The 11,507-nt window shown below is 36.9% G+C and carries 10 protein-coding genes; 3 read left to right on the top strand and 7 right to left on the bottom strand.

The genetic code is table 11. From position 1 onward, the window contains the following. The first annotated feature begins 254 nt into the window (after nucleotides 1-254). Nucleotides 255-3,497 (top strand): T9SS type B sorting domain-containing protein, encoded by a 3,243-nt coding sequence (locus Q763_RS17605; protein ID WP_198133480.1) that lies wholly within the window; start codon nucleotides 255-257, stop codon nucleotides 3,495-3,497. 6 nt (nucleotides 3,498-3,503) lie between these two features. Here the strand turns inward: Q763_RS17605 and Q763_RS16120 are convergent, their stop codons facing one another. Next, nucleotides 3,504-3,947: a DUF4268 domain-containing protein gene (locus Q763_RS16120; RefSeq protein WP_035136068.1), complete on the bottom strand. Its 444-nt coding sequence runs from the start codon at nucleotides 3,945-3,947 to the stop codon at nucleotides 3,504-3,506. A gap of 66 nt (nucleotides 3,948-4,013) precedes the next feature. Here Q763_RS16120 and Q763_RS16115 point away from each other — a divergent pair, with 66 nt between their 5' ends. Further along, complete coding sequence (locus Q763_RS16115) at nucleotides 4,014-4,652, top strand: NUDIX hydrolase (RefSeq protein WP_035136067.1); 639 nt, start codon at nucleotides 4,014-4,016, stop codon at nucleotides 4,650-4,652. Nucleotides 4,653-4,698: 46 nt separating this feature from the next. After that, nucleotides 4,699-5,502, top strand: a complete 804-nt coding sequence (locus Q763_RS16110) for a lysophospholipid acyltransferase family protein (RefSeq protein ID WP_035136066.1) — start codon at nucleotides 4,699-4,701, stop codon at nucleotides 5,500-5,502. 28 nt (nucleotides 5,503-5,530) lie between these two features. On the opposite strand, the gene Q763_RS16105 is transcribed toward Q763_RS16110, so the two are convergent. From Q763_RS16105 to Q763_RS16080, 6 genes are all read right to left on the bottom strand, one after another. Continuing rightward, on the bottom strand, nucleotides 5,531-6,058 hold the full coding sequence (locus Q763_RS16105) for a hypothetical protein (RefSeq protein ID WP_035136065.1): 528 nt from the start codon (nucleotides 6,056-6,058) through the stop codon (nucleotides 5,531-5,533). A 12-nt stretch (nucleotides 6,059-6,070) separates the two neighbouring features. Next, nucleotides 6,071-8,179, bottom strand: a complete 2,109-nt coding sequence (locus tag Q763_RS16100) for an outer membrane beta-barrel family protein (protein WP_035136064.1) — start codon at nucleotides 8,177-8,179, stop codon at nucleotides 6,071-6,073. A gap of 185 nt (nucleotides 8,180-8,364) precedes the next feature. Further along, a complete protein-coding gene (locus Q763_RS16095; protein WP_035136063.1) occupies nucleotides 8,365-9,219 on the bottom strand; it encodes a TraB/GumN family protein in 855 nt (284 codons plus the stop codon). 7 nt (nucleotides 9,220-9,226) lie between these two features. After that, on the bottom strand, nucleotides 9,227-9,868 hold the full coding sequence (locus tag Q763_RS16090; protein ID WP_035136062.1) for a hypothetical protein: 642 nt from the start codon (nucleotides 9,866-9,868) through the stop codon (nucleotides 9,227-9,229). A 12-nt stretch (nucleotides 9,869-9,880) separates the two neighbouring features. Continuing rightward, nucleotides 9,881-10,375: an RNA polymerase sigma factor gene (locus tag Q763_RS16085; protein ID WP_035136061.1), complete on the bottom strand. Its 495-nt coding sequence runs from the start codon at nucleotides 10,373-10,375 to the stop codon at nucleotides 9,881-9,883. A gap of 40 nt (nucleotides 10,376-10,415) precedes the next feature. Continuing rightward, nucleotides 10,416-11,477 (bottom strand): DUF3810 domain-containing protein, encoded by a 1,062-nt coding sequence (locus Q763_RS16080; RefSeq protein WP_035136060.1) that lies wholly within the window; start codon nucleotides 11,475-11,477, stop codon nucleotides 10,416-10,418. Between the last annotated feature and the right edge of the window lie 30 nt (nucleotides 11,478-11,507).

Raw genomic sequence — 11,507 nt, 5'->3', positions numbered from 1 at the left:
CTATCCTATTATGGATAGGGTTTTTTGTTTTATAGTGGTTTAGGTAGGGAAAACTATTTTTTAGCTGTTATTTATTTACTAGCTATAATCAGAACAGTTTATCGATGAATTGTAGCTTTATAACGATTTAAGAGCCAGTTATTTAAAAAATAATTATATTATTGTGTAACCAAACTGAAAATCAACCATTTCACATTATGCATAATAATTACTCTTAAGAGATAAGTATATACGCTGAACAGAAGATGAAGTTGATGAAGTTTTTATTAATCGCCCTGGTGTTATTTACAGGTAGTGTAAATGCCCAGTTATCTGATTTTGATCTGAATGTTACAAAAACAGATGAAACCTGTTTCGGGAATGGTAGCCTTACTTTCGAAGTTTCTAACCTTCCCCCCGATGCAACTGTATCCTATGCCATTTATTTACTTCCGGATACAGACAATCCTATAGCAGTTATTACAGAAAACACCCTTGGTAGTCTTACCTCAGGGGAGTATCGTGTTATAGCTACCCAAACACTTGATGACGAATCTAATACGCAACAACAGGATATAACCATTGATGACCTTATAGTAGATTTTGCCATTGAAGTAACATCGGCAGATGAGGCTTGTTCTAACGGAGCGACCATAGTGGTTAATGCACTTTCGGGAGAGTTGGCCGAGTGTGAAATTATATCAGGACCGGTAACCCGACCTTTACAACCCGAAAATGAATTCAATAATTTACCTGCCGGTACATACAATGTAAGGGCTTTTGATGCCTGTGGTATTGGTAAGGTAAAAACATATGTACTGGAAGTACTTGATTTGGATCCTGAAATATCGGCTTCATTTTATCCAGATGTTGTTATCAATTCCTGTGACTCCATAACTGTTAGCAATACGGTATCACTGGAAACCGGTTCTATATCTTATCCTGTTACTATTGAATACAATATCCATGTTCCGGGGGAACCCGATACAACTACCACACAGGTTTATAATAGCGGTGCGCCGAGTTCTATAGAAGTATCCGAAGTTTTACCGCTTGTAGATGGTGTGAGCTATGAAATTACCATTACCAATGGATGTGGCGATTCGGTTACCTCTCAACCCAATTTTGTAGAACCTAATATTGAGGCTGTATTATCAAGCTATAAGGGGATATGTGGTAACAAATTTTTGGTACTTAATGTTTCCAAGTTCATGGAATCGTATACGGTTACTTTTTTAGATGCGCCTGATGGTTTTGATCCTGCTGATTTTGTACCTAATCCAAATGGACCATATACAGAACCGTCTGTAGCTTATGGCGATGAGGATAACCCTGTTCCGTTTGGTATTTATGAGGTATTGGTAGAAGACGAGTGTGGTCGTACTGCTACGGCTCAGTTAAATGTAGAGTTTGAGCCTTACATACCTTCTGTAACAGGACGTAATAATGGATGTTTCTCCCTTTTTGGAAGAATTAGAGCCAGCATAGAAGATTTAGAGATTGTTTTTGCCGAGATAATATCGGCTCCCGATACTTATGAAGCTATTTTACCGGAAGATGTAAGTGACCATATTACCAGTCAGGGAGTTTTGGCATTAAATAATATGCCTATTGGTTTTTATACGCTCCATCTTATTGATGAATGTGGTTATGAGTATGAGGAAGAAGTAGAAGTACCAGAGTTTGTTGAACAGGATTTTGGGGGTACTACTATCCCGTCCTGCGAGGAAGGAATAGGTAGTGTATCTGTTAGCAGTGGTAACGGTTCGCTTACTTCTATGCAAATTATCTCTGCACCTGCGGGCTTTGATGAACCACTGCCTTATGATGTTACTCAGTTTATAGATACGACAGTAGGGGATTTGTTTATGGCTAACTTACCTGAAGGTGAATATGTTTTTCAGGGTACTGATGTTTGTGATCTTACTAAAACACTTACTATTACAATTGAAGGCTATCATCCGCCAACAGATGCGTTTGAGTTTACTCCTCTTTGTGGTAGTTTTAGTGTAAAAGTTACCGATGATAGTAACGGTACTCAGGGTGCTCAGTATTGGTTACAACGATTTGATACGGCAACGCAAACCTGGGGGCATCCGCAAACGGGAGTAGCTTATACAGAAGGTTCAATACCCGATAGTTCCAATTCGTTACAGGTTCAAAATAATACACCAGTAAATAACTTAAATTATTCGGGAGATTTCAGAATCATTAAATACCACGAAGGGTTTGGTAACGGAACTCAGGAAAACATAAGCTGCCTGGAGCTTTTAGGTGAATTTAATTATACGGAAACTTTAACGATAGCAGGGGCTTATACACTGGCATGTGCAGGTAGCCCTAATGATGTTTTTCTTGATATAGCAGGATATCCAACTTCAATAAGAATTACCCACATGAATGGTACTCCTTTTGTGATCGATAACGGAACCGATCCTGTGTTTATAAATCTTGCGGAAGGAGAGTATACGTTTAGGGTAGAAGATAACTGTGGTAATATTGTTATCCGTTCGTTTAACGTACAGTCATTGCCCTCAATCGCTACGGCAAACGATGTAAGTGATATGATTGTTTGTGTACCTCAAGGTTCGGGTAATACCTTTGAATTCGATTTGTCTCAGCAAAATGCAGGATTATTAGGAGAGCAGTCGGCTTCCCTGTATACTATAACTTATTATACTACACTCCAAAATGCCGAGGCAGGAACAAATGCGCTACCGTCATTGTATACTAATATCATTAATGGGCAAACTATTTACGCCAGAGTAGAACACAATCAAATAGATATATGCTTTGATATCACTTCCTTTAAATTATTTGTAGGGGAGATACCTGTACCTGTTATTAATACCACAGGTGTAATTTGTAACGGTAGTACATTACAGTTGGTTGCAGAAAACGGTTACGCTTCATATCTGTGGAATACGGGAGAGACCACAAGAACAATTACGGTTTCACAACCGGGTACTTATAGTGTTACAGTAGAACGATCATATGGTGATAGGTTTTGTGAGGGCACTACATCGGTAGATGTGATTCCGTCTGAAGCACCATCTGTGCTGGAAGTTTCTATTGATGACTGGACCGATGATGAAAACGTAATTACCGTACTGGCACAGGGAACAGGTGATTATGAGTATTCAATAGACGGAGTGACGTATCAGGATGATAATCATTTTTATGATTTAGAAACGGGTATTTACCAAATATACGTTAGGGATAAAAATGGCTGTGGCTCTAAAACCGATGAAGTTACCTTACTACATTATCCAAATTATTTTACCCCAAACGGAGACGGACATCATGAACGATGGAGAATACAGTTCTCGTTTAAAGAGCCTGATTTACGCATTGATATTTACGACCGTTTTGGTAAGCTACTGGTAACATTCGGACCTAATTATGAGGGGTGGGACGGTACTTTTAACGGACGTCCGTTACCATCTACAGATTATTGGTTTGTTGTAACCAGACAGGACGGAAGGCAGCATAGAGGACACTTTTCATTAATTAGATAAATCTAATTAGGTGTTAATTTCAAGATCCTTTATATAGTCTTCATACTCATAGAAAAACAGCTCAAACGCCCCCATTTTTTCATTAAAGAAATCAAATATATCGTTCCATGAGTTTCTGTTATGCAGGCTTATTCCGGTTTTCTCTACCCAAATGCGGCTTATTATCTTACCATTCTCCAGATGATGATGCCTATCGAAAATAGCATCGGGTAAATGTTCTTCAAGTAATATGTTTTTTAACGACTCTATTTTCTCAAAGTATATTTTGCGTTTCTCTTCATCTTTAGGCTCTATATCCAGCATAACCTGGGCCTTTTTATTATCTACAAAAAACTTAAAGGTTACATCTTTAATTTTGGTGTTGTACAAAAGCCATTTACGCGGATAGGCATCGGCAAATGCGGTCCAAAACTCTTTTTTCATTTGTTGTGATTCGGCTTTGCTAAACATGGCTTATAAGTTTTAATTGTGCTCCTTTTGGAGTATCTTTATTAAATAAAATTAGATTATTGCCTGATGAAGTTTAAAGACTTTTTAAATTATGTGCCAAAAATAATAAATCAGGAGTTACCAGCCTTTAATGCGCACGCAAAAATGGCTCCTATAGAACGTATTAGTTCGCTAAATCCTGATTACTATAAAGATAACAATCCGAAGCAAAGTGCCGTTATGATGCTGTTTTACCCAAAACAGGAGGATGCACACTTAATATTAATACGTCGAAATGAATATCCGGGTGTACATTCGGCTCAAATATCGTTTCCGGGAGGTCAGGTAGATCCTGTGGATACAGACCTTAAAGCAACAGCCCTGCGTGAAACCTATGAGGAAGTAGGGGTTATACCTTCGGCTATTGATGTAGTAATGCCGTTTACCGAGATTTATATACCACCCAGTAATTTTTTGGTAAAACCGTTTTTAGGCCTTACGGCAGAAACACCGCATTTTATCCCTAATCCAGATGAAGTTACTGCGCTTATAGAACTACCGTTGAGTGTTTTTCTGGACGATTCGATAGTAATTACGACCGAAATGGAAACATCTTATTCTAAAAAAATAATGGTTCCGGCGTTTAAGTTTGAAGAATATATTGTTTGGGGAGCTACTGCCATGATATTAAGCGAATTGAAAGAAACTATAAAAAGAGTACTATAATGCCGACGATTTTGTAATTTTGCAGTTCGTACTTTAGAAAAAAACTATGGGTTTATTTAAAACAAATCCGTTTGGACATATATTATTTTTAAAAAGATGGCTTATAAGACTTTTTGGCGTAATGACTCACAGACGCTACAGAGGTTTTAACGAGCTGCAGATAGAAGGATCGGAAATTATAAAAGCATTACCGGAAACCAATGTTCTTTTTATATCTAATCACCAAACTTATTTTGCCGATGTGGTAGCTATGTTCCATGTGTTTAATGCCAGCCTTAAGGGTAGGGTAGACAGCATTAAGAATGTAGGATACCTGTGGCATCCTAAGCTTAATATTTATTATGTAGCAGCTAAGGAAACCATGAAGTCAGGCCTGTTGCCAAGAATACTTGCCTATGCCGGCGCTATTACGGTAGAGCGTACCTGGAGAGCAAAAGGGGAGGAGATTAAGCGTGATGTAAATCCAAACGATACAGAGAATATCAAGATAGCCTTAGATGATGGTTGGGTTATTACCTTCCCGCAGGGAACTACAAAACCGTTTAAGCCTATCCGTAAGGGTACGGCCCATATTATTAAACAACACAAGCCTATTGTAGTACCTATTGTTATTGACGGATTTAGACGTTCGTTTGATAAAAAGGGACTTAGAATGAAAAAGAAAGGTATACTGCAGTCGTTTATCATTAAAGAGCCGCTTGATATTGATTATGAAAACGAAACAATAGATGAAATTGTTGAGAAAATTGAATTTGCCATAGAGCAGCATCCGTCTTTCCTTAAGGTAATACCAGCCGAAGAGCTGGAAGCACAGGAAGAACTGAATAAAAAACGACAGTGGGATTATTAACCACTTACTTACATAAACAAAAAAGAGGCTATTTAGCCTCTTTTTTGTTTTTATTGGGTAACTCCCAAGGGAAGTATTTGTTGAGTAGAAATGATATTGGGAACAGTACTAAAAAAGCGATAGCCTGTATTACTAATAATAGTATAGCAAACCCTAACAAATCACGGGGGAGGTCATATAAATCTATATTTGCCGACCCATAATATTCAATACGCATAATAAAATTAAATAGCCTTATTAAAAATACTCCAGCCAAAAACCAACAGGTAACAAGTATTGCAAGACTTTTAGCAATTAGCTTACTGTTTAGTAAAGGAGCCCGTTTAGAGCGTCTGAACATAAAAACAGGAAATGTTACAAGGGTAGCAAAAGGTATAAAAACTGTAATATAAATAAGCAGGTCTCTTAGCGTTTCAGATACACCTGTAAGCCACCTTATTAAAAAGATTAAAGGTGTTAAGGCCATAATAAGTAAAAATATAGCAACATAATACTTTTTAAAATCCTGCCATTTTAGATTAACTTCAAACTCATCTTCGTTTAATAAGTTGGCCATTTTCTGTACTAATTAATTACCTATTGTATTTTGCTCATCATTAGTAGGCACACTATTCAATATGTTACCTTCTTCCTTAGCCTGTTTGTTTTTACTTGGTATTTTATAACTAAGCGAAAACCCCACTCTTCGTGAGTCATATCGGCTGTTATATATCAGGTCGGTTTGAGCAATACTAAGGTTTTGGTGAACGGTATTAAATAAATCGTTTACATATAGCGATACCGAAAGGTTGTCTGACAGGAACTTTTTGGAGAAAGTTAAATCAACCCTTTGGTTAAGAGGCTTATCAACTACATAATAGTTATAGTACCCCCCTGTGTTTGTTGTTCCGTAAGAAGCCGTAAACTTAACCTTAGCAGGAAGTATAATTTGTGAAGTAAGGTTAAGGTTCCAAACACTTTTGGTATCAAGCCCCGGTATTATGTTTTTCTGATTTCCTACATATATGAAAAGGAAGTTAATCTCATCGGGGTTAAAATCAAACTCCAGTGTTTTCTTTAAACCTTTTGTAAAAAGCATATAAGGTATAGGGATACCAAAGTTAAAGTTATATATGGTAGCATTATCCACGTTTTCATTTGTAATGGCAGCACCATTATCAGTAGTAACGACTCTGCTTATAATTTGGTTATTGGCATCGGTTATAGAGTAGTTTATAAAAAAGTACTCAAATGCGTTAAGTTCCAGCTCGTAGTTGTTGTAAATAGTAGGTTGCAGGAACGGGTTACCAAACGAACCAAGATTAGGGTTTTGGTAGCTTGTATTGTTAGGGTTTAATGCCGATGTATTAGGCAGCCTTATCTTTTTGTTATAACTGGCATTTACATGTATTTGTGGCATTACATTATACTGTACAAGTGCATTTGGGAAAAATCGGGTTTGTTTAAATGGTATCAGGTCATCGCTACCGGAAGTACCATGAATATCGTAAGATTCCAGCCTGCTCCCTACAATAAACTCAAAGTTTTTATAGTTGGCATGACCTTCGGCATAAAAACCTAATGTGGTACGCGAATAGTCAAGATTTGTATTGCCAAAACTTTTAGCCTCAAAATCCAATCTGTCGGCAAGGGCACCTGCACTTATTTTTGTTTTATCTAGAAACTCCAACTGTTGGGAGTAATCGGTTTTAAACTGATAGAAGTCCTGATCACTATCGTTATTCAAAACAATATTATCGTTTAACCTTGAATCCTGATCAAAATTACCGTTATTGTTATTGTAGTTTACACGGAAATCAAGCTTTTTAAAAGGGTCTTCAAAACGCTTTTGATAGGTAAGCATTACATCATTATAAAAGTTTTTGGTTTTCCCTTTATCGTCCGATATAAAACCATCTCCTACTGCATTGATATAAGAGGAAGAATTATTGGTAGTTATATCGTAGTTAACAAGTAGCCTGTCCATTTTAAAATCAAACTTCAAGCCTGTTTTAAGGTAGTAGTAGCGATTGTTTCTGTCGTTTGTATTTCGGGAAATTAAATAATCAGGACTAAAAAATTCGCTGGACTGATAGCTTTCAGTATAGCTTTGACCCGCATTTATTTGCCAGTTAAACAGGCTGTTGCCCGAGTTTAGCGTAAGGCTGTTGTTAAACCGGTGTCTTGAATTATCATATTTAGTGTATCCGTATCCGTTAGAGTAGGTGGCACTAAGGTATTTTTGAGATTTTTTTGAAGATACAATATTAATAATTGCACCGCCCGATGTGGCAGGGAACTCGGCTCCCGGATGCGTAATGATCTCTACTTTTTCAATGGTGTTTCCCGGTATCCCTTCAAGGTAAGTTGTTAGATCCTGACTGTAAATATTAAGCGGGCGTCCGTCCATGTATACCTGTAGCCCTTTACCTTGGTACATCATTCCCGCAACGTCTGAAACGATAAGTCCCGGTAATTTTTTAAGTCCGTCAAGCAACATCCCTGAGTTAAGGTGTGATTGTTCGGAAAAGTCAAATATTACACGATCGGCCTGTCGTTCAACTGCTTTTTTCTTTTTCTCCAGTACTACTTCATCCAGTTCGGTTTCCATTTTTTTTATAGAGTCGTTAGCAGTTTTATCCTGAGCATAGAGAAATACCGAGAAAGTTAAAAGGATTGAGGTTAAAATTGGTTTCATAAGGTGTTGGTTTTTTGGTATCGTAAAATAATTGAGAGGGAGGGCAATCCCTAAACAATAAGGTTACGAAGTTTGGTTTGGTTTATTTGAGCAATTTTTTGGCATTAATATCAAAAAAAATGCCATTACAACTTTTACAGCTGTTATGTTACTGAAAACCTTTAATAAGTGATTTGAAATACAGGTTATTTTACAGCCTCTACAGTATAGCCTTTTTTGCGTAAAAGCATAATAACACCTTCTTTTCCGCCAAGGTGGGCAGCACCAACGGCAAAAAAGGTAGGAGTTGTTTTAGCAATTTCTTCTATTTTAGGAATCCAGTTTTTGTTGCGGTTGGTTAATAAGATATCATCATTATCGCCATATATCTTATTCTCAGATTCGTTCATGGCCTTCATAATCTCATTAAGGTCTTTGGAATTATATACCTCCATTACCTTTTGGAATTCAACCTTATCGTGTTCCATGTTATCTTTTGCGGTTTTTACCAGTTCTTCCACCTGAACCTCATAAGGTACCTGGTCAAAAACAGCCATTTGTTCTTCTATGGTTTCCAGTCCGTAAACTTCCTCTTTCTGCTCATGGGTAATTTTCATAAGCTCTTCTTCGTAAGATTGCAAAGGGCAGTCAATCATTTTAGCGATAAGGGACATGCTTATAAGGGCAGGCTTTAGGTTATCCATTAGTTTAACGGAAACGCCCAGTTCTTTTTTAAAGAAGGTGTCCAGCACGGCAAAGTCTTCTTCCTTTACCATGGTACTGATTTTTTTGCCGTCTTTCATCATCATACCCTTCATCATTTCTGATTTTAGAGCAGGATCATCCATATCCATTTCAAGATAAAGCTGACGGGTACTATCCAGAGCGGTAAGTACATTTTCGTCTAGTGTGGCATCACAGGTAATATGCATGGTGCCAAACAGGTAAGAAGGTTGTTTAATGCCGTTACCGGTTATTTTCCAAAGTAATGATTTGTCCAGTTTTTGGGCACTGGCTCCAATGGTAAATAAGGCAATAATGGCAAATAAAATCTTCTTCATTGTATTGTTATATCTCTATTTTTTTAAGCTCCTGATAGTTTTTGTTAAGTCGTTTAAGCAGGATACCATATATAAGTTTATAGAACAGCCATAATACGGTAACTATAAGTGATACTCCAATAATACCACCTATAAAGTAAACCAGTGTTGCCTGTACACTTTTACCATGTTCTTCATAGTTATGGAAAGTAGCCAGCCATTCTGGGTCGTTATAATACAGTATCAATAGTACTACTAAAGACATTACGACTGTGTATGCCAATTTAATAAAAATATATCGTGATACAATTTTTCTTGTTTTTAAAATATTAGACATCAGGTTTTTCACTGTGTCTGTATTCGTTATTTTTTTGTAATTAACATAAAACAGATACATAAAAACAAGGTTTATACCCATATCTATAGCACCAAAAACCGTATTTAATGAAGTGCCTATAAACTCTACTATTGATTTTGCGCTTGGAGTATCATTCAGCATAAATGTAAGCGTTAAGAAAAACGCAAATTCAATGATACTGATAAGCAATATCCATTTTACTATGGAAGAAGACCTTCTGTGCAGCATGGCATAGATCTCATTCTCAGAAATCTTCGGATAACGGTCGCCGTTTTTATTCCAGTCGTTTTTTAATTTATCTAATACGTCCATTTTATATCCTTATTACGGATTTAATATTTTTTTCAGTTTCCCTTTAATTCTGTTCATTTTCACCCTTGCATTTACCTCGCTAATACCCAGCGTTTCGGCAATCTCTCCATAATCTTTGTCTTCGAGGTACATAAATACAAGGGCTTTTTCTATATCGTTAAGCTGATGCACCGCCTGGTAAAGCAGCTTAATGTGTTCTTCCTCTTCATAATTGTATTCTTCCTGGTTTACCTTGTGTATGGTACTGTTAAACTCAATAGTATTTATGGTTTTAGACTTTTTCCTGTATAGGGTAATGGCAGTATTAAGCCCCACGCGATAAGCCCAGGTAGTGAATTTAGAATCGCCTCTAAATTGCGGAAAGGCTTTCCAGAGTTGTATGGTAATCTCCTGGAAAAGGTCTTTGTGGGCATCTTCACTATCTGTGTAGAGCCTACAAATTTTGTGTATCAGGTTTTGATTTTCCTGTAACTGTTCGACAAATGACCTTTCTAAATCTGATCCCATAATGCATTGGTATACCAAAATGTAAAATTGTTACACTTTGTTACAAATCTTTTTCTTTGTAGTAGTTAACAAGGTAGCCTACAAACTTGCTGTAGGTTTCAAGTCCGTCCTTTTGATGGTTTAATTTCAGGTAGTTATCATAAAAACCTTTAAAAATAACCTCTATAAATGAGGAGTAACGATCGTTAAACTGATGGCTTTCTTCAAAATTAAGCAGTATGCCCTTATTGATTAACGGCAGCATGCTTTCGGCTTTTTCCTCATCCAGTTTTTCTATATTCCTCATGCAGTATTTTAAAGCAAATACGTAACCCGAATATTTAAAATAAAGGTCGGTATTATGTATTGAAGCCATATAGCCTATGAAATTAGCCTCACTCTCACTGGCATAACCCAACTGATGCGACATTTCGTGGCAGGTAGTTGTAGGGTAGTTGTATAACGGCAGATTGTAGTTTACCTGAGCCTCGTTAGTAAAAGGGTTAAGGTATCCGCCAAAGCCCATATAGGATAGGGGCGTACTTATTAAAGACGATTTTACACTTTCCTTTTTGTAGGTAAAGTCAGGATAGATTTGTGCCAGTTTATTATATCCGTTAAGGGCCTTACCATATATTTGTTTTACTGTATAAGGGTTAACCACTTTGGTACTGTCGTTTTTCACAATTTGAAGGTGCATTTGGTTAGCCTTGGTTATAAGGCGTTCGGTAAACGATACAAGTTCTTCTTCAGTGTATTTTTTTTCAAAGCCCATTTTTTCATTCAGCGGAACTCTGTGATAGTTGGTCGCCCAAAGCAGGTAGAACAAAAAATAGAAAACCGAACAGAAACTAAGCACGGTAAGTATATTGTTTTTGTATTGCTGTCGCCATGTTTTTCGGGTTTTCCAAATCCATCTGATAATGAAAAAAATAACAATACCATAAATAATATCGCCTATTGAAAAGCCAAAAAGCCCGAAAAATACACGTGAACCTTTAGAGATGTACTGGTAGAGCCCGTTACTGTAATAACGTTCTACAAAATCAGGAAAAAAAGATAACAGGTTAACTATCAGTATTTGGACTAAAAGGAGTATACTCAGTATTATCTTTTTTTTCATTGGTTGTATTATCTGTTTGATGTAAATATA

Source organism: Flavobacterium beibuense F44-8 (genome assembly GCF_000769915.1).
Classification (GTDB): Bacteria; Bacteroidota; Bacteroidia; order Flavobacteriales; family Flavobacteriaceae; genus Flavobacterium; species Flavobacterium beibuense.
This window is presented reverse-complemented; position numbering and strand designations above follow the sequence as displayed.